This window comes from Peribacillus sp. TH27 (genome assembly GCF_016650915.1).
Classification (GTDB): domain Bacteria; phylum Bacillota; class Bacilli; order Bacillales; family DSM-1321; genus Peribacillus; species Peribacillus butanolivorans.
Window position 1 is genome coordinate 698664 of record NZ_JAEKEV010000002.1, and the last position, 25871, is coordinate 724534.

Consider the following 25871-nt stretch of genomic DNA (forward strand, 5'->3'; position numbering starts at 1 on the left):
TGAATATTAGGAAATGCACACCATTATCCATATTTAAGAAAAGTGATTATAAATAAAATCTCTAATTGAAGAACCTTAGCTAGAGTTGCTTCAAACGTTACAAGGTTGCCTATTGCCATACTAGAAACCTATCGAAAATATAGAGAGCCTCTTAAAACATTTATTTTAATAGTTTTCCAAGTTCAGGCGTTACTTCTTTTGACCACCTGTCTGTCCATTCACTTCGGATTTCAGCTAACTTCTTAACATCAGGCTTATATGTCTTATCTGATTCTTTTAGTCCAATGACGCTTTCGTATTTCTCAGGTAGCTTCATACCTTTAAGAACAGGATAGAATCCTGCTTCTGCAGATGTTTTTTGTGATTCCTCACTAATTAAGTAGTTAATAAAATCAATTGCTTCTTGTTGATTTGGAGAATTTTTCACCAACGTTGCACTAAAGGCGTGCATATATACTCCTTCTTTTGGCACGACCATTTTCAAAGGTAAACCAGAATTTACTGCTAGGTCAGCAATTACATAGCTTCCCATTACAGTAACATCGGCTGCCCCTTGTTGAATAGCGGGCATCATCTGAGTAGAATTTTTATAAAAAGTAGAGGAATATCCGGCTAGTTCCTTTGCCTTTTTTAACCCAGGTTCTAAGTTATCTATACTACCTCCGTTGGCCAACGCAAAAGAATATAGGGTGTTAAAGCCCCAGTCGTTAGAAATATCAGCAAATGCTGTTTTCCCCTTATATGCAGGACTCGCTAGGTCATTCCAAGATTCTATTGGCTTGATTTTATTCTTTTTAAAAGATTCTGTGTTGTATGCAGGAGCATTAACAAGACCAAATGCAGGTGCGGCAACATTATCTATAGCTATAAAACGAGAATCAACATTTTTTAAGTTAGGCACCTTTGTTTCATCAATGACTTCAACAAGCCCTTTTTCATTTGCACGAGGTACATCTAATGGAACAAAGAAAGCAATATCAATTTGAGGAGCTTTTTTCTGTAATTCTACTTTTGAAAGAATCTCACCTGATAAACCAGCAATATAATTGATTTCAATGCCAGTTTCTTCTTTGAATTTCGGTGCAATTTCTTCACGAATTATTTTCTCGATTTTTCCACCATTGCCGGCAATAGTGATTTTTTTTGTAGTTCCTTCCCCTGAGGCACCGGTTGATTTTTGTGGTGTGGGGGCACAGCCAGACATAGCAGCCAGCATCAATACTACAAGCAAGCTAAGAATCTTTTTCATCTTTCATTCCTCCTTGTTTTGGATGTTTAGTCGAAAGTAATTTTTTGAAATCGCTTTCATTTATATCATTTCTACTACACTGTTAAACAATCTTACTGTTCATCGAAGTAATTAACGCCCATAAATTATCCGCCCCTGAACTTAAAACTTCCTCACCCAGTTTTTGAGACCAAAAATCCTCATTTCCAAACTCATCACGCCATGACCAAAGTCTTCTAGTGCTATGTTGCAAAGAATGTTCATCCGTAAAACCCATTGCACCATGAATTTGATGTGCAATGGGTACCCCAAGACTGGCAGCATCCCCTACTCTAATTTTAGCTATCATGATTTGTTTTTCTCCATCTTCTGCTATAAACGCCTTGATTGCTAAATCAGTAACCGCTTTTGCTGCGGAAACTTCACCTGCTAAAATTGCTATCTGTTGCTGCACGGCTTGAAATTTCGCTATTTGTCTTCCAAATTGTTCTCGTTCAGTTGAATACGCAACGCTAAGTTCTAAAACTCTTTCTAGCGCCCCAGTCATTTGAACGGAACGAACTAATGCACCTAAATACAATATCTTATCTTCATCAATTTCCACACACCCCGAAACTGATTTATTTTCCACAAATACATTTTTGAAATCCAGGTGATCTCTTGATTCACCTGCGAGGTTTTTTCCTGGCTCAATTTGACATGCATCTTGATCTACAATAAATACCATTTTTCCTTCATCTGAATCTCCTAAAACTACAATTGTTTGAGCCGTACGAGCCCATGGAACGTTTTTTGCTGAACCAGATATAATATAACCATTTGATTTTTCTGTAAAACTAATTTTTTGCTCTTTTGAACTTAATACTAGTGTCATAGGCTTATTTGATATAGGTAAACCGGCTTTGGATAAAATCCAATTCGCTATAAAAGTTTCTGCGATAGGCACCGGAGCAGAGAAATTTCCTGCAATTCTTAAGAAGTTAAATGCATCAGTTAGACTACCGCCAGAACCACCGGATTCTTCAGATATCCCTATAGTCGTCATGCCTGTTTCATTTAACATTTTCCATAATTTAACTGGAAATTCACCTTCTTCAGAATCATCAATAAGATCTTTTGTACATAAGTCTTTTAACAATTTCCGAGATGTATCCTCTATAATCTGGCTTAAGTCAATCACTTTATTCCTGCCCCCTTTGCAATAATTCCCCTTAATATTTCTGTTGTACCACCACGAAGTGTAAAACCAGGGGAGTGTAAAATTGCTGTAGCTAACAAAGAATTAAAACGTGGATTCGAGTTCTGTGATGGTAATGAGACAAGTAAACGCGCGACTTCTGCGACTTTACACTCAAACTGGGTACCTAAATCTTTTACTAAAGCAGCAGTAATGTCGGGAGAAATACCTTTTTGAAGTAAACGTGCCACACCTAAAGATAACTCACGTAATGTAGTTAGATGGGCCACCAATCTTCCAATGGAGATGTTACGGTGCTTATCTAATGTATCCTGTTGTAAGACACGAATTAACTCAACAAATAATGGAAATGTACTTAAAAAGCGCTCTGGGCCACTTCGTTCAAAAGCCAATTCAGCCAAAATTTGTTTCCAGCCATCTCCAATTTTTCCGACAGCCATTCTATCCGGAATGAACACGTCTTCTAGGATGACCTCATTAAAATGATGTTCCCCTGTCATTAACCGAATAGGACGTATCGTTACACCTGGCGATGATAAATCTACAATTAATTGACTAAAACCTTCATGTCTATTTTCTGTTCTAGGTGAGGTTCGACATAGTGTCATCATGTAGTGCGAGAAATGAGCTCCACTTGTCCATACCTTACTTCCATTAAGTAGCCAGCCTTTATCAACTTTCTTCGCACTTGTTGATATTGATGCTAAATCTGAACCTGAATTTGCTTCACTCAGTCCGATTGAGAAGTATACCTCACCTCTAGCAATGCTTGGAAGTATCTCTGCTTTTTGACTTTCATTTCCATAACGTAATAAAAGAGGACCTGACTGTCTATCTGCGAACCAATGTGCTGCAACAGGGGCACCGATAGCCAACAATTCTTCAGTGACAACATAACGTTCTAATGCTGTTCGTTCATGTCCGCCATATTTTTTAGGCCAAGTCATCCCAAGCCATCCACGCTGACCAAGCTTACGGCTGAATTCAGGATCATATTTACTTAGCCATGAATCACAATGGGGCACAAAAGAACCCTTTTCCAATTCCTCCTTAAGAAAACTACGAACTTCATTTCTTAGCTCTTCTGTCTTTCCTGATAAATCTACTGATTGTAACTCTAAACGCTTTACCATACAATTTCACCCCTGAAAGTGTTATTTAGCATAGATTATCAACCTACTGTTCTTTCTAAACGCCTAAACTAAATTGCTTTCCTCTATTATTTGCTCCAAGAAATAAAGAATGATTTAATTTCACAATTTTTTCGCCTTTATACCTCATTTAATTTGCTCACAACGTTAATATTATCTGAATCATTTAAAGTTTGGCTTACGTTTCTCCATCATTGCATTCATACCCTCTTGATAATCTGGATGTTCGGTAACTATCCCCATAAAGGAGGAAACCATATCGAGCGATGTTCTTAAGTCTGTCTTTTGACCATGATACACCGTTCGTTTTATCAACCGAATCGCTTGTTGCGGACCTCTGGCAAGACTACTCGCCAACTGATAAACTTCCTCCATCAACGAATCATGAGGGACATGTCGTGTAATGACTCCTAAATCGAAAGCTTCTTCTACATCAATAATTCTTCCTGTCCATAATAGTTCAAGTGCTTTGTCCAACCCTATCAGTCGAGGTAAATAATAACCACCACCATCACCTGGTACAAGCCCTAGTCTTACGTAACCTTCGCCAAGTCTTGCCCTTGATGAAGCTATTCGCAGGTCACAATGTAAAGCCATATCTAGTCCTGCACCTATGGCATCACCATTAATCGCAGCAATTGTCGGCTTATCTATTTCTTCCATTAGAAGTGGAATTCGTTGAACATACTTCCATAAACTATTCTTCCGATTTAATCCTGTAGTAGAAAAATCCTTTTCATTATCCCCATCAAGATTCAAAAATCCTAGCCCTTCTTTCATTGCTTTAAGATCGCCGCCTCCACAGAAAGCACTGCCATTTCCAGTCAAAACTAAAACCCGAATATCATCGTTGTCCCTTACTTCTTCTAAAGCCTTAATCCATGAATTAATCATCTGTATACTGAATGAATTCTTTGCATCCGGTCGATTTAATGTAATTGTAGCCACACCTTCTTGTACTTTAAAAATCAAATCAGTCATATCGTCACCCCTATAATTATTTAAGATAATTTTTTTGAAATATTAAATGCAGTTTCTTTTACAAGTTTTATATACAATTCTATTTTTGATTCATCTACTCTTGCTGTTGGGATAACCAAGGAAATAGATAAAAAATCTTTGTTATACCGCTCTTTAATTGGGGCACTAATCGAAAATGATCCAACTACACGTTCACTTTTACTCATCGCATAGCCTTGTTCCCTTATGACCTGAATTTCTTGTTTTAATTTTTCTTTATCCGTAATCGTTTCCTTGGTTATGGGCTCTAAAGTCATGCTGTCTAATAGCTTATTAACTTCATAATCCGAAAGTAAAGATAATAACGACTTAGCAGATGCACCTGCATACAATGGTGAATATTGACCAATATATGTGAGAGACCTTAATTCATGGTTACTTGCCACATATCCAATACACTTCCTCATGTTTTGATGGATGATACTTAAACAGACTGTTTCACCGAAAAATTCAGACAAGCTTTTCATTTCTGATTTTGCTACAGACATGAGATTAGAGTTTTTTTCCACCAGATGGCCTAAAAAATACAGTTCAATACCTAGTCGATAAGATTTCCTTTCCTCATTCTTATCAATTAATCCTTGTGATACCAATGTATTTAATATTCTTTGCAGGCTTGATTTAGATAACCCTAATTTTCGATGAAAATCAGCTAATGTAAGCTCTTTCTCTTCTGGTGAAAATGATTTTAATACTTCAATAGCTCGATTGATTGTTTGCATATCGACATCTTCCTCGCACTTTTTTTACAAACTTCAATTTTTTGAAAGCGTTTACTTTTTTGTGTTTTAGATTACTCCTTCAGATTTTAATCGTTCTATTTCATTCATATCCAATTTTAATTCTTCTTGAAGAAATGACACTGTATGTTCACCTAGTAGTGGAGGGTGCTTCCTGATAGTCATTGGGGTATTTGAAAAACGTATTGGATTTCTTACTAGTTTAACCTTGCCTAATGTAGGGTGAGGAACTTCTTCCACCATCTTTCTCGCTTTAACTTGTGGATGCTTAAAAGCCTGTTCTATGTTGTTAACTGGACCGGAAGGAATCCCATTTGTAGAAAGGATTTGGAACCATTCATCTGCACTTTTCGTTAAGAATATTGGTTGAATTTGTTCTGTAAGTTCATCACGATTTTCAACTCTTGAACTATTGAATCTAAATTTATCATCAGATAGCCATTCAGGGCGGTTAAGCACTTCACAAAATTTATTAAATTGCTTGTCATTCCCTACTGCAATCATCATTGGCCTATCACTGCATTGAAACACCTGATATGGAACGACATTATTATGCTGATTACCTAACCTTTTAGAAATATAACCAGACATTAAATAACTACTAGCAATATTCGCTAATGAACTGATCTGCACATCTAACAAGGATATATCGATGTGTTGGCCTTCTCCCCCCTTATCCCTAACCCTTAATGCTGTTAAAATACTTATTGCAGCATAGAGAGAACTGTAAATGTCTACGACAGGAACCCCAACTCTAGTAGGATCTCCTTCAGCTGAACCTGTAACATCCATTAATCCACTTATCGCTTGTATTACCGGGTCAAAACCAGGCTCATTGCTGAATGGCCCCGTTTGTCCGTAACCTGTAACAGAGCACAAAATGATTTTAGGATTTTGCTGTGTTAAAGTCTCATAGCCTATCCCTAATCGATCTAATGTACCTGTTTTATAGTTTTCAAGAACTACATCAGCACTTTTTACTAGATCTAAAAACAATAACCTCCCCGTTTCACTTTTCAGATTAATAGTAACGGAACTTTTATTTCTATTCGCTGATAAATAATAAGTGCTTTCACCTTCAACAAAAGGTGACCAATCACGCATACTATCCGTTCCTTTTGGAGATTCAATTCTAATCACATTTGCACCTAAATCCCCTAATATCATCGAACCTGCAGGACCTGCATATATCCTAGATAAATCTAGAATTTTAATATCTTCTAATGGTAGATTCAAAAGTATTCCTCCCATTCATAAATACTAATTATCCTAGCGAACATGCAAAGTATGTACCGTTAATTGGTACGCCATACCATTTAAAAATATGTTACCATATTTTTTACATTTATTCCATTATTTATTTTTTATTTTTCTGAAAAGAAAATTAAATGACTTCATTATAATTTAAACAAATTTATTATCACCCAACATCAATCTCTTTTGAATGAGAAATCAACAATATCCTTTATCAGAGCCAAAACGTAAAAAAAAGCATTGATACGAGTACCAATGCTTCTCCAAAATATTAATTTTATCTTTTAAGCTTTACCCTTTGCAGTCGAAGTGCATTTATTACAACGGATACAGAACTAAATGCCATGGCAGCACCTGCTAACCAAGGGGCAAGTAGCCCAATAGCCGCAATCGGTATTCCTATTACGTTATAGGCAAAGGCCCAGAACAGGTTTTGTTTAATATTTCGCATGGTTTTTCTACTCATGTGAATAGCATCTGCAATGCTGTTTAAATCCCCACGAATTAAAGTAATATCCGCAGCTTCCATGGCCACGTCTGTCCCCGTCCCGATAGCCATACCAATATCAGCTAGGGCAAGTGCTGGTGCATCATTGATTCCATCTCCAACCATAGCCACTTTCTTTCCAGCTGCTTGAAGTTTTTTCACTTCTTCCGCTTTCCCTTCAGGAAGTACTTCCGCAATGACCTGGTCAATGCCAACTTGGTTTCCTATGGCATGAGCAGTCCTTTGATTATCACCCGTTATCATGATGACCAGAATATCCATCTCTTTTAACCTTTTTATGGCTGTTTGAGAAGTATCTTTTATGGTATCCGCCACAGCAATAAGACCTGCATATTCACCATCAATGCTAGCCAGCATCGCGGTTTTACCTTGCCCTTCAAGGTCTTCCATGGCCGGTAGTGCATTTGTAATATCCACGTTATTTTGCTTCATTAATTTCCGTGTTCCCACCAGTAACACTTTTTGATCCACTACAGCTTTTACCCCGTAACCTGGAATAGCTTCGAACTCCTGAACCAATCCAAGTGATATTTTTCTTTCTTGAATTCCTTGAACAATTGATTGTGCAAGTGGGTGTTCAGATTGTTTTTCAGCGGCCCCGATAAGAGATAAAAAGTGTTGTTCACCCATTCCATTTTCGATGAGGACATCGGTTAACACTGGTGTACCATTAGTAACAGTTCCCGTTTTGTCTAAAATAACCGTATCAATATGGTGAGTAGTTTCCAGGTGTTCTCCGCCTTTAAATAAAATACCGAACTCTGCGGCACGCCCTGACCCGGCCATGATTGATGTTGGAGTAGCCAAACCTAAAGCACACGGGCAAGCTATTACAAGTACCGCAATCATCGCTTCAAAAGCTGGTGTAAATTCACCAGGATTAACCCAGATCATCCATACGAGAAAAGTTAAAAGGGCGATTCCGACAACAATGGGTACGAAAACACCAGAAATTTGGTCAGCGAGCCTTTGAATTGGAGCTTTAGACCCTTGAGCGTCTTCTACCACCTTGATGATTTGCGAAAGAGCGGTATCTCTTCCGATTTTTGTGGCCTTCATTTTGAGAAAACCATTTTTATTCAGGGTTGAACCAATCGCGGTATCTCCCATGCTTTTATCTACTGGAATGCTTTCTCCTGTTAACATGGATTCATCGACGGCAGAGTTCCCTTCGATGACCTCTCCATCCACCGGGATTTTTTCACCTGGCTTCACCAAAACTGTATCTCCAACAATGACTTCTTCTAGAGGTATTTCGCGCTCTTCACCATTCCTCAGCACCAACGCTGTTTTGGCCTGAAGTCCCATCAATTTTTTAATGGCTTCTGATGAACGTCCTTTTGCTTTTGCTTCAAAGAGCTTCCCTAAAAGAATGAGGGTGATAAGGATGGCACTAGTTTCAAAATATAGTTGTGCAGTATGGTGGTGGACTCCAATGGCGATGATCGATTGATAGACACTATAAAAATAGGCAGCGGACGTTCCCATTGCAACTAAAACATCCATATTCGCACTTTTGTTTTTCAAAGCCTTATATGCCCCTACATAGAATTGCTTACCAATGATGAATTGCACAGGCGTTGCGAACGCCATTTGCACCCATGGGTTCATGAGGAAATCCGGCATATAAATAAACGAAGTAAAACTAAAATGACTTACCATCGCCCATAACAACGGGAATGACAAAATTACGGCAAAAATAAATTTTCTCTTTTGTTTTTGAATTTCTTTCTGGCGAAAATCCACCGATTCCTTGTTATCATCCTTGATGATCGCCCCGTAGCCCAACTTTTCAACTCGTTGAATAATATCAATTGGGGAAGCTTCAGAAGGATCATATTCAACGGTCGCGTTTTCAAGTGCCAGGTTTACATTGGCCTTGGATACTCCATCCATCTTATTTAGCCCTTTTTCAATTCGTGTTGCACAGGCCGCGCAGGTCATTCCCGTAATGGTAAACTCTTTTTTCTCTTTTACCACATCATAGCCAAGATCTTGAATTTTCTTTTCAAAGTCCTGGGTACTTAACTTTTCTGTATCATAAGTAATGACTGATTTTTCAAGGGCCAAATTAACAGTGGCCTCTTCAACACCTTCCATTCTATTTAACCCTTTTTCAATTCGTGTTGCACAGGCCGCGCAGGTCATTCCTGAAATTTGCATACTTGTTTCTTTTATATGTTTGCTCACTTTATCCCCGCCCCTTTATACCACCATGGGGTATAATGTATTGTAAAAAAGAAGTGCTTTAAAAGCACCCTTATTCCTTATTCAACATCGTAGCCTTGATCATCAATGGTTTCTTTTATTTTTTCAAGTGATACTTTTTCATTATCAAACGCAACATCTACTTTTCCTGCGTCTAAATATACTTTTACACTTTCTACACCCGAAAGCTTTCCTACATTCCCTTCAACTGCATTCACACAATGACCACATGACATTCCAGTTACCTTCAATGTTACGTTTTCCACCCTAATCACTTCTCCTTTATTTTTTCATTAATTTTTGTATCGTTACTAGCACTTCGTCAATGACCTCGGTATCCCCATCATTCAGTCGGTCTACTACACAATTTCTTAAATGACCTTCTAATAAAATCTTTGCCACACTATTCATGGCACTTTGTGTCGCAGCTATCTGGGTAATAACATCATCACAATAAGTATCTTTTTCGATAAGACCCTTAATACCTCGAATTTGACCTTCGATACGATTTAAGCGGGTCGTTAAATTCTTTTTCACTACTTCAGAGTGATGACTTTTTCGGCCGTGGGAAGAGGTAATACAGCATTCGCCATTTTCATCTTCAATGAACGAACCTTGCTCATTTATTTTTTTATCCATCTCTCACCCCTCCTTAAAATCATAATACCATACCCCCCTATCCTATGTAAAGAGAGAAGCTTATGTGTCAATATTTCTTTATTCTTTGCTTTTGAAGGATATCTATTCCTTAGAAATCTGTTTAACAAAACCACACACAAAATACCCCATGTGAAGCTAAACAAAAGGTTGAACTAACTGAGTCTTTTAGCGATGCAAATAAAAACACTCATCTCCGGAGAAATGAGTGTTTTTAGGTCCTACCACACTAGACTGGCATAATCCCGATTAAGTTCAACGGGTTTCTATTTTTCACCTGCAAGTTCGTTGTCTGTTCTAAAATTGTAGTTAACACACCGAAATTAATAGATATATTTGTTTTCAAATAAAGAGTGGACTTACTCCTTACCCTTTAGCTGATTACACGAAAAAGTCATTGTTTTTTATTGATTACCAAACAAATAATCCTACAATCATAGCACTTAACAAGGAAACAGCCATCCCGCTAAGCAACAGCTTCCAAACATTCCGACCGATAATGTTCGATTTCTCATCATTAAGGATGGAATTGAATGTTCCATAAATCATGCCTACTGTACTGAAGTTGGCAAATGACGTCAGATAAGTGACAGCAACAGCTACTGTATGCGGGGGTAGTGTACTGATTTTATCCTTTAAATCGAGCAGGGCAACGAACTCATTCGTGGCAAGCTTGATTCCCATCAATTGAGCGACATACATGGCATCATGTCCAGTTAATCCAAGCAGGAATGCAAATGGACTAAAAATCACAGAGAAGATTTTTTGAATGGTCAGGCCATCCACAAAGAAACCAAATATCCCATTCAAGCTTGCTGTTAACGCCACATAACCGATAACCATTGCCATGATGACGAAAACCATCTTGGCTCCCACTAGCATGCTGTTAGAAATGGTGGAAAAGAAATCTTTACGTTCCTCTTTAGTAGGAACATAAACGACATCTTCTTCTTTACTGACACTGACTGGGTTGAGCATGTTTGCAATCAGCAAGGCATTTAAACAGTTTAAAGGAATGGCGACAAATACATATGTTGCAGGTACCATGGATAAATATGCTCCAATAATGGAACCACTGATACTACTCATACTCATGATTCCAAATGTCAATAAACGCTGATCTTTAATCGCAGCGAGTTGAATCCGGAGAACGGCAAGTGCCTCTGTATTTCCAAGAAACATCATCTGGATGGAAAAGAAACTTTCAAGTTTTGGCAATCTAGACACTTTTGAAATGAGCCATCCTACTTTATCGATAATCCATGTGAGTATACCGAAATACGATAAAATATCAAAAAACGTTATAATAAAAATAATTGGCATTAAGGCACTGAAAAAGAAATCAACTTGCTCATTTGCCATAACAGAAGGAAAGACAAAAGAAATCCCTTCATTTGCACATGAAATCAACCAAGTAAAGAAAGATGCAATTTGATTAATGACCCATGCCCCTATTTTAGTCGATAACATAAACCAAGTAATAAGTAACTCTAACACTAACAAGCTAAGAATGGCTTTCCAATTAACATTTCTTTTATTAGGTGAACAAAGGTAAACGATGCCCATCACAACTAAAACACCTAGTATATTCAACAAAAAATACATGCTATCATCCCCTTTGATTTATCTTTTCCAATTTTTTTAATATAAAAAGCATTATTTAATATAAAAAGCCCTTATTTTTCACACTTTCAGCCACAGGACAGAAAGAATGAAAAATAAGAGCTTTTAAAAACAATGTATCTTGAGTCAAATAAGAACCTTTTATAAGCAGCAATATCAAACTTACTTAGGGAACGAGTGACTAAATACCTGTTAGGCCTCTTTTATTTCATACTTCCCTGTAGTCCGGCATTTTTAAGGCAGCCAGGTAGAAACTATCAGACCATTTACACTGATATTATACAAGGATATTAATTTAACGCGTTTTATAGGAATGAGTAACATTGTAAATTAATTTATTTGTAAATACAATACACTTTCTAATAATCCGAATTATTATATTAATATATTTTTTCAGATAATTAACGAAGGAAATTTATTGTTCCACCATCAATTCATCTCCTTTACAGTATGTTACCCATTACAACTTCTCCTTTACATTAATGTCTATTACTTATTCTAATCAATAATATTAGTTGTTAGTTACTTCTAAGGAGCAAAGTCAGCAACAATCAGCTGAAAGTAAATATTACAAAAAAAAGGCTAAAACCCTTGATACATCAAGGATTTCAGCCTTTCCAATAAGTAGTCCTATAGTTGAATTGAATAAATAGAGTTCCTTAAAGTAGGTCTAGACTTCATAAAAAGCTACCGTCTTTATTATAGCTTTTCTATACATTCTCAACGTTATAATCCTCCCGATTCATAGATTGTTGAAATGGCTCTGCGTGACTGATCCTAATGTTTACAGAACTTTGCAAAATCATGCTTTGGTATAGAAAATACCACTTTTGGCATCCCAGCGGTAAAAAGTTGCTTTTCTCATATACCTGTTAACCTTACTTTAAAACCTGGATACATTCCGTAAATTTTCCTACTTTACCTATATTCTCTTACAAAATCAACTTCTAGATTGTTATTCCAGAAATAAAAAATTGACTTCCCTGTATAACAAAACTAATATGGATAAGTCAGCTTTATGGAAGGTGGTTTATGATGAACTATCAGGCACTTTTGCAAATGAATACCATTTTTATTAGCATCCTAATTGAATCCCTTCCCTTCATCCTATTGGGAGTCCTTATATCTGGAATAATCCAAATGTTTGTGTCTGAAGAGATGATTGCAAAGATTATACCGAAAAACCCAGTCTTGTCTGTCTTATACGCAATAGGTGCAGGAGTCTTATTTCTTGCATGCGAGTGTGGAATTGTCCCGATTACCCGCCGCTTAATTGCTAAAGGTGTTCCTCTTTCAGCGGCCATTGCCTTTATGCTTTCTGCACCTATTCTTAATCCAATTGTTCTGTTTTCCACTTATATTGCGTTTGGGAATAGTTGGAGTATGGTTTTCTATCGTGGCGGAATTGCATTTTTGGTCGTCATTATTATTGCATTCATCCTATCCTTTCAATTTAAAACTAATCAACTGAAACATGATCATATAGGACATACATATCACCATTCTCATACATTTACAGACAAAGTAAAAGGAATGTTTAGACACTCGATTGAAGAGTTCTTTTCTGTAGGAAAATATTTAATTATTGGCGCACTTCTGGCAGCTGCCATTCAAACCTTTTTGAAAACATCCCTATTGCTTGAAATTGGTCAAGGAAATCTATCTGGGAATGTAGTAATGATGGCTTTGTCTTATGTCATGTCCTTGTGTTCTCAAGCAGACGCCTTTGTTGCAAGTTCTTTTAGAAGTACCTTTTCGACCTCTTCTCTAGTTGCTTTTCTTGTATTTGGGGCCATGTTCGATATCAAAAATACGATAATGCTTTTAGGTACGTTTAAAACAAAATTTGTTTTATGCTTGATGGCCTATATTTTTATTTCCGTACTTGGCTTAACTTTATTGTTTATTTCTTAAAGAGGGTGTTATATATGGTTCGTTTATTTATATTACTTGGACTTACTTTTTTATTTATGCATTTACACGCCTCAGGGAATATATCGAAATATATTAATATGGAGTACTCTTATGTTTCACAGATTGCTATCTATATACTTGCTATTTTTACGTTAATGGGCTCTTACCTTTATTTAAAAGAAGGAGATCAAGAAGAGTGTGAAGAGTGTCATCGAGGACATGATCACTCTCATGAAAACAAGGTATGGAAAAAAATCCTTACTTACTCGCTATTTTTGATTCCCATTTTCACCGGCCTTTTTCTGCCTGTTGCCACAATGGATTCAAATATCGTAGAAAAAAAAGGATTTCATTTCCCAGTATACGATGACACAGATGAATATAGTCAGCATCAATTTCTGCAGCCTGATACGAGTCTTTATTATGGTAAGGATGACTATTTAACTTTAATGGACCAGTCGCTCAAAAGCTTAGTCGAACATAATAGTCTTCATTTAACCGACGAAAACTACCTTACCGATTTAGAAGCCATCTATTACTCTCCTGGAAAGTTCACCGGTAAACAAATTACGTTAACCGGATTTTCCTACAATTCAGAGGATGTAGCCAAAAACCAAGTATTTCTGTTTCGTTTCGGTATCATTCACTGTGTCGCAGATTCTGGGGCATTCGGTATGTTAATCGAATTTCCGGAAGGGATGAATCCTAAAAATGATGAGTGGTATTCCGTGACAGGAGAATTAGAAACCATTTATTATCAGCCATTTAAGAAGACCATTCCGATACTCAAAGTATCATCATATAATAAAACCGTTGAACCTAAGGATCCATATGTATATAGACAATATTAGGAGCTTAGCCATTAAAAGGTAAGGATACGATATCCTTACCTCAGTTTGTAGACAAAAGGGGTTCGGAATGTTTTAATTCCGGACCCCTTTTGAAATTCCCTTTGAATTTTGCTCAAGATTAAGAGATTGGGCCTCTACGAGCCCACTTTATTAAGCCATTCTTGGACCTTGCCATGTCCAATTGGCTATCTTCTTTAAATTCATGGCAGCGAAAGTAAGCATCGCCTGCATCGACAATTTTTTAAGTCCCCTTAAAGTAGTCCAACACATACCATGCTTTTCTTTTGCATCTGCGAATACACGCTCTATTGTTTCTTTACGTTTCGCATATATAGGTTTTACATCCTTGTGATGACGCAGATGATCTGCTTCTTCCATATAATTTTGCCAGATATGGCGTGTCACCACTTTTTGATGGTCTTTGCTTACTGTACACTGTGATAAAAATGAGCATGTCGCACAAGTGTGTTTGGGTGATTTGTACTCGCGATAGCCCTCTTTATTTGTTGTTGAGTACTTTAAAATCTCGCCCGATGGGCAGAGATAACAATTAAAATGTTCATCGTAAACATAGTCATGCTTGCGAAAGAACCCTTCTTTTGTTCGTGGACGTGTATAGGGTAAAGCTGGTGTGATTTCTTTCCCAAAAAGGTAGCTTGTAATGGCTGGTGTTTTGTAAGCTGCATCTGCGGCAACAGCTTCAGGTTTTCCAACTTTCTCAATCACTTGTTCAACAAGAGGCTCTAAGATATGACTATCATGCGTATTTCCTGGTGTTACAATCGTCCCCAGTACAAAACCGTTGCGGTCTGCAGCCGCATGAAATGAATAGGCAAACTGTTTTGTTCGTTCATCTTTTACATAGTAGCCACTCTCAGGGTCAGTTGTACTTTCTTTAATTTCTTTGGTTTCTTCTTTATCAAATTTATCCGGTGGAAAAGGCTTCTTTCCATTGTTTTCACGATCTTGATTTATTTCTTCTTGAAGGCGTCCTTGATATGCTCGTGTTTCCTTACGAACGATTTTCTTTTCGAATTTTCGCTTATTCGCACTGGCTTTCACATGTGTTGAATCAACGAATACGTGCTCTGCACTTATTAACTTTCTTTCTGAAGCTGTCATTAAGATACGATAAAAAATCCGTTCAAACAGGTCTGTATCTTTAAAGCGACGCTCATAATTTTTCCCGAACGTTGAGAAGTGAGGTACTTTATCATGGAAACCGTAACCTAAAAACCAACGGTAAGCCATATTCGTTTCAACTTCTTCAATCGTTTTACGCATCGAACGAATACCGAAGGTATATTGAATGAATGTCAATTTAACTAAAATAACTGGATCAATACTTGGGCGCCCTATCTCTGAATACATCTCTTTCACCAAGTCATAAATGAAAGTGAAGTCAATGGCCCCCTCAATTTTACGAACCAAATGGTTCGCTGGCACCAGTTGATCCAAAGTAATCATTTCAAGTTGATCTCGCTGAATAGAATTATGTTTCGAAAGCATCGTCATCACCTCAAGTTTTAATACTTCTATATTAAAACAAAAAGGACTGTAGGCAAAAGTGGTTATATCTAATTGTTAAAACAAAGTTGATTGGAACGGAAGGTGCGAGACTCCTGCGGGAAATGCGTGTCCAAGGGAGACCCCACAGGCGCAAAGGCGCCGAGGAGGCTCCCTGACCGCCCGCGGAAAGCGAGTGCCTGGAGTGGAAATCAACGTCGAATTTTTACAACCCCTCAAAAAAACTGTAGACAAACTCGATTTTCATCGAGTTTGTCTACAGTCTGAGGTAAGGATACGATATCATTACCTTTCTTTGTGGTGAAAACCTATAAAGATACAACAGATTACTCAAATCTTCGCTTTGTAATTTAATATCTCTATCCCTGTGTTTTCCCTTTAGATTTAAATAGCCTTTAAAGAGGATAAAATGAGCTTTCTTTAATCCCGGAGATTTCTTTCGTTCTTATCCAATGCTTTAGTCACTTTTTGAACGAAGTTGTACTTATCAACAATGGTCTATGCTTTAGGAAAAGTTATCCAAAATCTATTTAGTACAAGACAAAAAAGAGCAATCTTAAGATTACTCTCTCTTTTGTTTATGAGTTTTTATATTCTATTTGCAAACTGAGTTTGTATATAAACCTATTCATTTCATAAAAAGATTGGCTCTCATTACCTCTAATATACGTCTGCTTTGTAAATAATCTTGTTCCCGTTCTTGTTCAACCTTTATACGTTGCTCCAGTTTTTGAGCATATTGTGCATAACCGATCCCATGAGCCCGAAACATAGCTTTTTCCATTGCCAACGTGTACGTTAAATCGAGAAAATTAATGAAGAATCAATCCTTTCTATATTTAATATCGTACACATCCTATCATTGAATGAGAAAACATGCAAAGTCTGCTCTGGACCTATATTTACTGATAATCGGGCTTCTAAACGATTGGTCTTCATTCAGTGCATGTAAACGCCATATCCCTCCATCTCCCTTTATTTCCCTTTTACGCAACATATATTTTTACATTCTTTTCTTCATCTTTTAATATAAGTGACTTAATAAAATCTTAAAGGTATGGTCTTCAAAGTGATGATCAAAAATGTATATTTCCTCTATATTTGATATGGATACCGGTTTAAAAAGCTCATTAAGTAAAACGTTCTAACATTATAATACGAACCACCCCTTAGCCTACAAAAGAGAGAAACTGCATCATAAATTGATCAAGATATATTTTAACTGCTTAATAAATGTAAAGAAGGATATGTATAACAATCTTATTACTTTAAATTGACTGAATTTTCATGTTTGTACTAATAGTTAGTGAATGAACAAGAAAAAGAATATATACTTGAAGACAGAGAACTTGTCGAAACCGCTAAAGTTAGAGTGTTCCATATCAGGTTGGATGAACTTGTGGGGAAATCTAGGAGCATTTGTATCACCGTTATTATGTGGATGGCTAACAGAAAATTTTAGTTGGCATATCACATTAGGAGTAACTGTAATCCCTGTGTTTTTGCAACTATTTTATGGTTGTTTGTGAAACCAGATACTTCATTATTAAATACTATTGAGGAGTGAATTATATGAATTATTTAGTATTTCAAATGGATTTAGAAGTTGGGAATCCAGAAGAGAATAGGAAAATCATTGAACGCTGGTTAGAAGCTAACTACAGTGATGATTTGGATGTTGTAGTACTTCCTGAAATGTGGTCTACGGGTTATGCGTTAGAAGAATTGAAAGAAATCTGCAAAGAGGATGGTAATCAATCAATTGAATTTTTACAATCACTGGGTAAGAGGTTTAATGTAAACTTGGTAGGTGGCTCGATTGCCGTATTAGACGGTAAAGGTATCTTTAATCGTGCGGTTATTGTAAATCGAATGGGTGAGATTGTTCACACATATGACAAGATGCACCTTGTTCCGATGTTAGATGAGCCAAAGTTTTTAACGGGAGGTCATAATCAAGTTAAAGTATTCGAACTTGAAGGTGTGAAGATGGGGATTATTATTTGTTACGATTTACGATTTCCTGAAATTATTCGTGACTTAGCATTACAAGGTATTCAAGTGTTACATATCGTAGCAGAATGGCCACTCGCAAGGGAAACACATTGGAATATATTACTTCGTGCGCGCGCAATTGAGAACCAAATGTATGTTGTTGCATCAAATGTGGCGGGAACAAAGTTAGGAGTGGAATTCGCAGGTTGCTCACAAATTGTAGATCCATGGGGAGACATTGTTCAGAAATTAGATCAGAAAGTGGGTGAATTAAAGGCCACTTTAGATTTAGAGAAAGTACCGCAAATAAGAAAAGAAGTCCCTATATTCGATTCCAGAGTACCAGAGAAGTATAGAAAGTTATAAAGTAGGAGCTACTTCAGAGTTCAATCTTTGAAGTAGCTTTTTAGGTTTAATAATAGTTCTAAACCACTTGTAACACCTAGAGTTTTATATTCATGGTAGTTCAATAAGCAAAAAATTTACATAAAAAAAAACCCTTAGTTACTCTCAGAGGGTTGGTTTGTATCTCTTTTTATTTGAGTTTCTAACCCAATATACATGAAATTAGGATCATATACTTACCTTTTCTCTATCTGTAAGGTTACCTAAACTCCCTTAAAGCCTTTTTTATATTTTCTAATTTCTGGTGATTTAGTTTCAGCATTCCATGCCCTTCTTGAGTCTTTGATTTGCCCAGCGAAACTGTATTATTTAAGAGTTCATTAAATTCTTCTACCTCTGTTAATTTACGGCCAAGTTTTGTTTCAAATTTATTTATCAAAAGCGCAACAGCCCCTGACACATGTGGTACAGCCATGGATGTACCTGATAAGACGGCAAATTGGTTACCAGGAAAGGTTGATACAATTTTCTCCCCTGGGGCCACTAAATCCACTTCACCATTAGAATTACTAAATCTAGATATACGTTCACGCAGGTTAACTGAGCCTACTGCCACAACTTCCTGGTATGCAGCTGGATAACTGTACTCGTTTGTTTCGGCATTTCCATCGCCTTCATTACCCGCGGCACACACGACCATTATATTAGATTGAACGGCGTTTATAATCGACGAATGTAAGGCCGGGTCATCATCCGGTCCCCCTAATGACATAGAGATAACCCGTACTTTTTCACCTTTAGGGCCTGTCCAATTGATAGCGTAATTAATAGCTGAAGTAATGCTTTCTGTTGTTCCTTCTCCTGATCCATTTAAAACCTTAAGTACCAGCAACTTCGCTTTAGGTGCTGCACCTACAACTCCAAAACCATTTTCTGCTGCTGCAATGGTTCCGCTGACATGAGTCCCATGTCCGTTATTATCGGCAAAGTTGAAAGGATCACCATAATAATCTTCCGTGAAATTATATCCTCCAATAATTTGACCAATTAAATCAGGGTGATCTGGTTGGCATCCTGAATCGATTACGGCTACTACTATGTTCTCACCCTTAAACCCTTCTCTCCAAATAGAGCGTGCACGAATCATTTTAATACCTCTTGGAACTTCCGAAGTGATTTCTGTTATTCCTTCTACTTGGAAGGGTACTAACTGAACATTTGGCAATTCTAGCCTCTCCCTTCATATTAACCCTAAAACGGGCGGAAGCATCGCCTTTTTTTGTCATGACAAATAAGGGAAACCACACTTAAAACCCGTTTGGGAAAGCTGAATCCAATAACATTGATTTCAGCCTTTCTTTATCCTATGAATGGAGACAAGCTTTTGCTATAAACCTTAGTCTAATTTGATATTTTAGTTTACTTAATCAAAAACCTATTAGTGAGATGAGGTAGATATATCACCGCTTACAATTACTTAATAAGATAGTTGAAAAAAAGAAATAAAATCTATAATCAGTCAGAACCTTAGTAAAAATAGTAATTACATGAACGACCTTATCGGAAAGAAAAAAAAGCTGCCTCCTCGGCAGCTTTTGGTGTTCCATTATAATAACCAACATAGATTTACCTTTATCATGCATATAAAAATATGGACAAGGTAAAGGTGGAATAATTGATGACTAAACAAACTCTTTTTTAAGAACTATGCTTTTTAAAGCCTTATGATTTACAAAGGTATTTGGATTTGCCAAAGGAATAATAAACTTAGCATCTCTGGATCCCTCTGCCCAAAAAGCTTATGAAACAAGTTGGTATAAATAATTCTGTTGCTATTTTTCGTAAATTTGCTAATAGGTACGTAGGCACGTATTCACTTATTTCTCTTGTTTGTCTTCCCAAGGTTCAAATGAAAATGGAATTCCAACCATTTTAGCAGTCAATTCATCATAGGAAACTAAATCTTTTTTTGACAACTCTTTTAAAGAGCGTTTCCCCATCGCTCTTAATGCGATTTTCATTTCTTCTATACTTGCTGTAAAGAATTTCTCTGCTGCTTTTACTCCATCTTCTATCTTAAATTGATCCTTGAATTTACCTTGATTCCAAACAACTTGTGTAGGTGGTTCAAAGGGAAGAGACTTCAATGCTTGATTATGGGAGACAGCAAATAATATAGCAGATCCTACATAAACAGCATCAGCACCGAGGGCAAGTACTTTTAAAAAGTGCCCAGGTACTAATAGCCCTCCTGAGACAATTAAACTAATTTGTCCCTTCATTTTTCTCTTTTCTAAATGATTAACAGCCCGGACAACTGCATGCAATGTTGGTATTCCCATGTCATCGGATAAAATCGGTGGTGCACCATGTGTGGCTGCTTGGCCGCCGTCAATCGTTATGAAATCAACACCAAGTTCAATTAAATGATCTATATCTTCTTCAATTTTCCCCCCTGCCCCCATTTTTACACCAATGGGAACACCACCAGTTATACTCCGAAGTTCGTTAACGAGTTTTTTAATATCTTTCAATGTTTGATTTTCAAAAAAATGTTCAAAAATGACTCCATCCTCATTTTCTTTTAGCCCCATCACTTCACGAGCCCGACCTGTTAAATTTTTGGGTGAAATTTTCCCACCCATCCCAAATAATGCTCCTTGTCCGAACTTAATTTCAATCATGTCGGCACGCTTAATAAGATCTTCTTCCTTTGACCATTCTGTTTTTGAAAATTGTAAAATATATTTTCCTGCTTTATCTAATTCTTCAGGTATTACTCCGCCTTCTCCGGAATTAATCGCGGTTCCTACATTTTTTGCTGCTTCCGCCAAAGAAAGCCTCGTTTGTTCACTAAGTGCGATACCATAGGCCATCCCTGTAATCATAAGAGGAATTTTTATTTTCATTGGTTTTTTTGCTTTTGGTCCAATGGTTACCTTGACATCAACGTCTTCTTCACCATCAATAGGAAACGGTGTCGTTTGTGCAGGGATAAAGGTAATTGGATCCAAATGTGGCCATTTTTTTGAAGAGCCAAGCGGGCGATGCAGTAAGTCGCCTGTTTCTGCACGCAAGCTATTTTCAAGCATATTTTGAACGCCCATATGCCTTAGGCCTGGCATCAACTCCATAATATTTTCTTGATAGCTGTCGGTTAAAATGATTTTTCCCATCTTCTTAACTATACGTTTCATAATCCAACGCCAACCAACTAGCATAAATAAAAATAGGACAAATATTATTGCAATCATAACAAAAGATAAATAGGATAGAATGTTCGACATATTCACTTCTCCACATTCAATTTAATTAAACGGTTCAATATTGTTGTTATTTCCGAAAAAAGGTAAATTGTGTTTTTTATAATGATATCACTCACCGCTTTGTAGGGGGTAAGTCACGAGCAATTGAAAAATACCTGTAGTTTTAAAAGCTACACCAAATGATTTTCTGAATTTTTTGTCCCCTAAGCTAAGTTAATATAAAGATAAAGGAGATACTTTTCATGAACTTACTAGATGATAACGCTCACCGTCCGTGGCCAATACCTTCAAAAAAATGGATTATGCGACAACCTTGGAGAAATCTCTTGTTTTCCCATTGGCCTATTCCAGCTGAAACACTGAGACCACATATTCCTCCACATTTAGAAATTGACACCTTTGATGGATATGCCTGGTTGGGAGTTATTCTTTTCGTTATGGAGGGAATTTATCCTCGTGGATTGTCATCTGTATCACTAACCCCTAAATTTTCAGAAATCAATGTAAGAACGTATGTTCAATGTGATGGTAAACCCGGTATCTTTTTCATGTCTCTTGACGTCGAGGACTGGGCCTCCTATACAATAGCCAAGAAATGGTTTCGTTTGCCCTATTATTCTGCACAAATTTCTTTTGAAAAAAAAGGACAAACCTTTCATTGTCAAAGTATTCGTAAAGGAAAAACAAATACTCCAATTAGATTTAATGTAAAATACACTCCTTTACCAGAAGTTTTTTTTCCTAAAAAAGGAACTTTAGAACATTGGCTCACTGAGCGATATTGCTTGTATAGTACGGATAATGGAGTCAATATCTATTGCGGAGAAATACACCATCGTCCTTGGCCGTTACAAACAGTAGAGGCAGAGATATGTAGGAATACACTTTTTACTCCCTTTAATTTTGACCTTACTGAAGTCAAACCAATTTTTCATTTCTCTAAAGGTGTTGATACACTTATATGGAATATTAAGAAAACACGGTACTAGTGTAAAAAGATTTCTTAGTACTATTCATTTCTTTCGAATTCGGGGATTAAGAAATTTCAATTAACTTCAATGCAAAAGATCCCCTCACATCTAATATTTACGTACCTAGTGAATCACTTTCAGGTAATCCTGTTTCTTAATGAGTACAATGCGGATAATTAATTATTTTTCAAAAAAAATTTTGGTTATATCAGACGACAATATCATTGTTGAGTATCCCTTAATGGTCGTTTCGATACTACCTTATAAACCACTTATAAAATAACCCTTAGCGTGTAAGTAATTTTGTAACTCACCGCAATTCACATAAAAATAATTAAATATTATCTTGCATTACAAGGTATTCATCTTCATAATAATTATATACCTTGTATTGCAAGACATGGAGAGAGGTGACATTCATTTGACCACTACACAGATGATGAAAGGGATATTGGACGGGTGTTTATTGGCAATCATCAAAGATAAAGAAGTATATGGATATGAGTTAGCTGAAAAATTAGAGGGATATGGATTTAATTCATTTAGTGAGGGAACCATTTACCCTTTATTGATGCGTATGCAAAAAGAAGAACTGGTAACATCTACATTAAAAAAATCAACTGCTGGGCCTAAAAGAAAATATTATTCCCTGACCCGAAAAGGAGAACAGGAATTAATAAACTTTATGGAACGATGGGAATATTTGAAGGGCAATGTCAATCGGGTTTTAAACCATGAAGCAAAAAATGATTAGTTTAAATAATCCAAAAAGGGGATGAAGAGTTGAAAAGTACAGCTGTAAATCTATCTTCTAAAAGCAAATCTTTCTTAGAGGATCTTCGAGTTTATTTATTTTCCAGTGGAAAGAATTCAGATGGAATTGAAAGTATTGTGGAAGAATTAGAGGTTCATCTTATGGAAGCAGAGAAAAAAGGGAAGTCAATCGACAACATTATTGGCCAATCACCTAAAGAATACATGGATCAGATATCAAACGAGATGACTACTGATTACCGATCTTGGTTTAAATATATCGTCATTATCATTTTTGGTGCTTTTTCTTTCACAATTATTAATGATTTATTCAAAGGAAACCTTTCCTATTCACTACTGGAATTAATCGGTCATGTATGTATTGCTGCGATTTTCATATTGGGCATCTTTAGTGCGTTTAAGTATGTTTCTGCAAATAATATTTCCAGAGGAAAAGAATTTGCAATTTATTATGTACTTGGGATGCTTCCGCTTGGTCTGTATATTGGCTTGATTTTCTTTAATAGAAATATTGAAACACCTGTGATTCAATTTGGGACTACGTGGACGAATATTACAGCAATTATTACTTTTGTTTTTCTTATTGCAATCTCGTGGTGGGCTAGATCATGGGTCGCCATTATTATTTTAGCACTTTTAACATTACCGGATTATTTGCTAAGTCAATTTGCACTTCATGGTGACTCCCAATTAATAGTAGGTACACTTATTAGTTTTGGAGGCATTGCTGTTTATCTTTTTATTACTAGTAAAATAAGCAAATTTGATTAACAGCAGGTTCAATATTTATATATCTGCTCTGATTTGGGAGTAATAAATGGCGTATCAATGTAAGGTTTCATCGCCTACTTACTCAAGGTTTTTTTGTGCCACCTTTTTAAACTCATGTCAATGTTCACAATAATGTTGTTAACATGAATAAATAGGATTCCAAAAAAACAGCATAATAACAATTGCTATAAAATCAAAAAAGGTATGAGGTGATTGCCCTCATACCTTTTTCAGACAATAAATTAATATTATCTATTTATTTATGCGTCATCCGGTTGAGCAATATTGTCATCTGAAAATTCCTTAATTACTGTTGAATACCTTCTTTAGAGGCAAAAGCACCTCTATATCGTGCAGCAGGGTGACGCTCGCTGAGACGATTTACTCCAAAAAGCTTATGACGAAGTGTAGCTGGTTCACCGTTCTCAGCACGAGCTAAACCACGCTGGCGAAGAACAGGCATTACTTGATCGATAAACTCTTCATAAGACCCTGGAATGGTTGCATTTATTACATTGATTCCATCGACGCCTGCATTGCTCCACAGCTCAAGCTGGTCAGCAATTGTTTCAGGAGTTCCTACGATACGTGTCGTTCTACTACGCATTTGGGCAATGTCTTTAACATTAGGCGTACGTCCTGGTGTGCTTTGCTTTAACCATTCGAATGTGCTTCTTATTCCCTCAGTTTCGATATTTTCAAGCGGTGTATCAAGCCCAACGTTTCCTAGGTCAACCCCCATACCCCCTGCCATATGAGCGATCATCATATCGAAATCAACCTTATTATCTAGTTCAAATTCTTTACGCCGAGCATCTTCTTCGGTCTCCCCAACGACGAAAGACAACCCTTGATAAAAGTGAATATCATTACCATCCCGACCATTTTGAATAGCTAGACGTCGAGTATCATTGATTAGCTTACGAGCATTTTCAGGATCAGGGGCTACAATAAAGACAGCCTCAGCATTTCGAGCAGCAAAGTCTCGGCCGGCAGGCGATGATCCTGCTTGAAACAACACTGGCGTTCGCTGTGGTGATGGTGAAACAAGATGCGGACCTTCGACTTTATAGCGCTCACCAACATGGTTTATTTTATGAACCTTTGCTGGAGCTGCATGAATTCCACTCTCTCGATCTTGTAATAGCGCTCCCTCATCCCATGAACCTTCCCAAAGTTTATACAATACATCTACATATTCATCTGCCCACTTGTATCGCTCATCATGTGGGACAAGTTCATCGTAACCAAAGTTTCGAAAAGCATTTTCCAACGAACTAGTAACCATATTCCAAGCAATACGCCCCTTAGAGATATGATCGAGCGTTGAAACTCGGCGAGCAAAATTAAAGGGAGGTTCCTGCAGTGGAGCTGCAGTAAAAGCTAATCCTAGATGTTTTGTATTCACTGCAAGAGCGGACATTAATACTATTGGGTCATTACTGGGTATTTGCAAACCGGTTTCAACATGAAAATCCCAACCGCCACGGTGGTCACCGTACAAACCGATTACGTCTGCGAAAAAAATGGCATCAAAACCACCCTCCTCAAGCCTCTTAGCCAAAGATACCCAAAGATCTACATCGTTAAAGTTCAACTGATGACCTTCTTCATCACGCCACATTCCGTGAGTGATGTGAGATGCTGTATTCATAACAAAAGCAGAAAATGATAGGGGTTTAGTCATGTTATTTCGTCTCCATTCTATGAAATAAATTCATTTTTTTATTTTCAAAACGCCCTTTTATATTTGAAATCTATAATTCTGGGACTTTTTCTCTTTTGTTACCCACTACTATCTAATTATTCAAATTATTTATTCGTTTTTTACAATTTCATTTTTCACAAGCCATAAAAACACGTGTTTGGT

At 36.9% G+C, this 25871-nt stretch carries 20 protein-coding genes and 1 riboswitch; of the genes, 6 read left to right on the top strand and 14 right to left on the bottom strand.

The genetic code is table 11. The features are described from left to right. Positions 1-160: 160 nt before the first annotated feature. From JFU24_RS04795 to JFU24_RS04840, 10 genes are all read right to left on the bottom strand, one after another. Positions 161-1249, bottom strand: coding sequence for an ABC transporter substrate-binding protein (locus tag JFU24_RS04795; RefSeq protein ID WP_057214893.1), 1089 nt, complete (start codon positions 1247-1249; stop codon positions 161-163). 82 nt (positions 1250-1331) lie between these two features. Continuing rightward, positions 1332-2408 carry an acyl-CoA dehydrogenase family protein gene (locus JFU24_RS30995; RefSeq protein WP_201249616.1) on the bottom strand — a complete coding sequence of 359 codons (1077 nt, stop codon included), beginning with the start codon at positions 2406-2408 and terminating at the stop codon, positions 1332-1334. Continuing rightward, entirely contained in the window at positions 2405-3559 is a 1155-nt protein-coding gene (locus JFU24_RS04805) for an acyl-CoA dehydrogenase family protein (RefSeq protein WP_201249617.1), read from the bottom strand. The genes JFU24_RS30995 and JFU24_RS04805 overlap by 4 nt, the downstream gene beginning before the upstream one ends. A 180-nt stretch (positions 3560-3739) precedes the next feature. Then, positions 3740-4558 carry an enoyl-CoA hydratase/isomerase family protein gene (locus JFU24_RS04810; RefSeq protein ID WP_201249618.1) on the bottom strand — a complete coding sequence of 273 codons (819 nt, stop codon included), beginning with the start codon at positions 4556-4558 and terminating at the stop codon, positions 3740-3742. Between the two features lie 20 nt (positions 4559-4578). Beyond that, a complete protein-coding gene (locus JFU24_RS04815) occupies positions 4579-5319 on the bottom strand; it encodes an IclR family transcriptional regulator (protein WP_057214882.1) in 741 nt (246 codons plus the stop codon). 66 nt (positions 5320-5385) lie between these two features. Beyond that, a complete protein-coding gene (locus JFU24_RS04820; protein WP_201249619.1) occupies positions 5386-6573 on the bottom strand; it encodes a CaiB/BaiF CoA transferase family protein in 1188 nt (395 codons plus the stop codon). A 295-nt stretch (positions 6574-6868) separates the two neighbouring features. Beyond that, positions 6869-9262, bottom strand: coding sequence for a heavy metal translocating P-type ATPase (locus JFU24_RS04825; protein ID WP_201225196.1), 2394 nt, complete (start codon positions 9260-9262; stop codon positions 6869-6871). A gap of 104 nt (positions 9263-9366) precedes the next feature. Further along, complete coding sequence (gene copZ / locus JFU24_RS04830) at positions 9367-9573, bottom strand: copper chaperone CopZ (RefSeq protein WP_201249620.1); 207 nt, start codon at positions 9571-9573, stop codon at positions 9367-9369. Positions 9574-9589: 16 nt separating this feature from the next. After that, entirely contained in the window at positions 9590-9946 is a 357-nt protein-coding gene (locus tag JFU24_RS04835; RefSeq protein WP_201224829.1) for a metal-sensitive transcriptional regulator, read from the bottom strand. Between the two features lie 429 nt (positions 9947-10375). Then, positions 10376-11569 carry a nucleoside transporter C-terminal domain-containing protein gene (locus JFU24_RS04840; RefSeq protein WP_053345682.1) on the bottom strand — a complete coding sequence of 398 codons (1194 nt, stop codon included), beginning with the start codon at positions 11567-11569 and terminating at the stop codon, positions 10376-10378. A gap of 219 nt (positions 11570-11788) precedes the next feature. After that, a riboswitch (purine riboswitch) is annotated at positions 11789-11892 on the bottom strand. Positions 11893-12619: 727 nt separating this feature from the next. Between JFU24_RS04840 and JFU24_RS04845 the strand changes: the two genes are divergently transcribed. Both JFU24_RS04845 and JFU24_RS04850 read left to right on the top strand, forming a co-directional pair. Then, positions 12620-13501 carry a permease gene (locus JFU24_RS04845; protein ID WP_446728286.1) on the top strand — a complete coding sequence of 294 codons (882 nt, stop codon included), beginning with the start codon at positions 12620-12622 and terminating at the stop codon, positions 13499-13501. Positions 13502-13515: 14 nt separating this feature from the next. Then, a complete protein-coding gene (locus JFU24_RS04850) occupies positions 13516-14352 on the top strand; it encodes a TIGR03943 family putative permease subunit (protein ID WP_056520886.1) in 837 nt (278 codons plus the stop codon). A 150-nt stretch (positions 14353-14502) separates the two neighbouring features. On the opposite strand, the gene JFU24_RS04855 is transcribed toward JFU24_RS04850, so the two are convergent. After that, entirely contained in the window at positions 14503-15861 is a 1359-nt protein-coding gene (locus JFU24_RS04855) for an IS1182 family transposase (protein WP_201249621.1), read from the bottom strand. Positions 15862-17451: 1590 nt separating this feature from the next. Here JFU24_RS04855 and JFU24_RS04860 point away from each other — a divergent pair. After that, entirely contained in the window at positions 17452-18240 is a 789-nt protein-coding gene (locus JFU24_RS04860) for a carbon-nitrogen family hydrolase (RefSeq protein ID WP_201224831.1), read from the top strand. Positions 18241-18478: 238 nt separating this feature from the next. On the opposite strand, the gene JFU24_RS04865 is transcribed toward JFU24_RS04860, so the two are convergent. Beyond that, a complete protein-coding gene (locus JFU24_RS04865; protein WP_242485277.1) occupies positions 18479-19444 on the bottom strand; it encodes a S8 family peptidase in 966 nt (321 codons plus the stop codon). Positions 19445-20096: 652 nt separating this feature from the next. Continuing rightward, the gene (locus JFU24_RS04870; RefSeq protein ID WP_053345674.1) at positions 20097-21506 is read right to left on the bottom strand and encodes an FMN-binding glutamate synthase family protein; all 1410 of its coding nucleotides are present in this window, start codon (positions 21504-21506) and stop codon (positions 20097-20099) included. Positions 21507-21727: 221 nt separating this feature from the next. Between JFU24_RS04870 and JFU24_RS04875 the strand changes: the two genes are divergently transcribed. The 3 genes from JFU24_RS04875 (at position 21728) to JFU24_RS04885 (ending at position 24001) form a co-directional block, all read left to right on the top strand. Next, positions 21728-22474, top strand: a complete 747-nt coding sequence (locus JFU24_RS04875) for a YqjF family protein (RefSeq protein WP_201224832.1) — start codon at positions 21728-21730, stop codon at positions 22472-22474. 382 nt (positions 22475-22856) lie between these two features. Continuing rightward, positions 22857-23210 carry a PadR family transcriptional regulator gene (locus JFU24_RS04880; RefSeq protein ID WP_053348043.1) on the top strand — a complete coding sequence of 118 codons (354 nt, stop codon included), beginning with the start codon at positions 22857-22859 and terminating at the stop codon, positions 23208-23210. 29 nt (positions 23211-23239) lie between these two features. Next, positions 23240-24001 (top strand): HAAS domain-containing protein, encoded by a 762-nt coding sequence (locus JFU24_RS04885; protein ID WP_201249622.1) that lies wholly within the window; start codon positions 23240-23242, stop codon positions 23999-24001. 307 nt (positions 24002-24308) lie between these two features. Here JFU24_RS04885 and JFU24_RS04890 read toward each other — a convergent pair whose 3' ends face one another. Beyond that, a complete protein-coding gene (locus tag JFU24_RS04890; RefSeq protein ID WP_201224834.1) occupies positions 24309-25688 on the bottom strand; it encodes an LLM class flavin-dependent oxidoreductase in 1380 nt (459 codons plus the stop codon). Between the last annotated feature and the right edge of the window lie 183 nt (positions 25689-25871).

Bases quoted from the DNA above. Each gene is read 5' to 3' on its own strand.
- JFU24_RS04795 (WP_057214893.1), bottom strand. From the start codon at position 1,249: ATGAAAAAGATTCTTAGCTTGCTTGTAGTATTGATGCTGGCTGCTATG.
- JFU24_RS04805 (WP_201249617.1), bottom strand. From the start codon at position 3,559: ATGGTAAAGCGTTTAGAGTTACAATCAGTAGATTTATCAGGAAAGACA.
- JFU24_RS04810 (WP_201249618.1), bottom strand. From the start codon at position 4,558: ATGACTGATTTGATTTTTAAAGTACAAGAAGGTGTGGCTACAATTACA.
- JFU24_RS04815 (WP_057214882.1), bottom strand. From the start codon at position 5,319: ATGCAAACAATCAATCGAGCTATTGAAGTATTAAAATCATTTTCACCA.
- JFU24_RS04825 (WP_201225196.1), bottom strand. From the start codon at position 9,262: ATGCAAATTTCAGGAATGACCTGCGCGGCCTGTGCAACACGAATTGAA.
- JFU24_RS04835 (WP_201224829.1), bottom strand. From the start codon at position 9,946: ATGGATAAAAAAATAAATGAGCAAGGTTCGTTCATTGAAGATGAAAAT.
- JFU24_RS04840 (WP_053345682.1), bottom strand. From the start codon at position 11,569: ATGTATTTTTTGTTGAATATACTAGGTGTTTTAGTTGTGATGGGCATC.
- JFU24_RS04845 (WP_446728286.1), top strand. From the start codon at position 12,620: ATGATGAACTATCAGGCACTTTTGCAAATGAATACCATTTTTATTAGC.
- JFU24_RS04850 (WP_056520886.1), top strand. From the start codon at position 13,516: ATGGTTCGTTTATTTATATTACTTGGACTTACTTTTTTATTTATGCAT.
- JFU24_RS04855 (WP_201249621.1), bottom strand. From the start codon at position 15,861: ATGCTTTCGAAACATAATTCTATTCAGCGAGATCAACTTGAAATGATT.
- JFU24_RS04860 (WP_201224831.1), top strand. From the start codon at position 17,452: ATGAATTATTTAGTATTTCAAATGGATTTAGAAGTTGGGAATCCAGAA.
- JFU24_RS04870 (WP_053345674.1), bottom strand. From the start codon at position 21,506: ATGTCGAACATTCTATCCTATTTATCTTTTGTTATGATTGCAATAATA.
- JFU24_RS04875 (WP_201224832.1), top strand. From the start codon at position 21,728: ATGAACTTACTAGATGATAACGCTCACCGTCCGTGGCCAATACCTTCA.
- JFU24_RS04880 (WP_053348043.1), top strand. From the start codon at position 22,857: ATGGAGAGAGGTGACATTCATTTGACCACTACACAGATGATGAAAGGG.
- JFU24_RS04890 (WP_201224834.1), bottom strand. From the start codon at position 25,688: ATGACTAAACCCCTATCATTTTCTGCTTTTGTTATGAATACAGCATCT.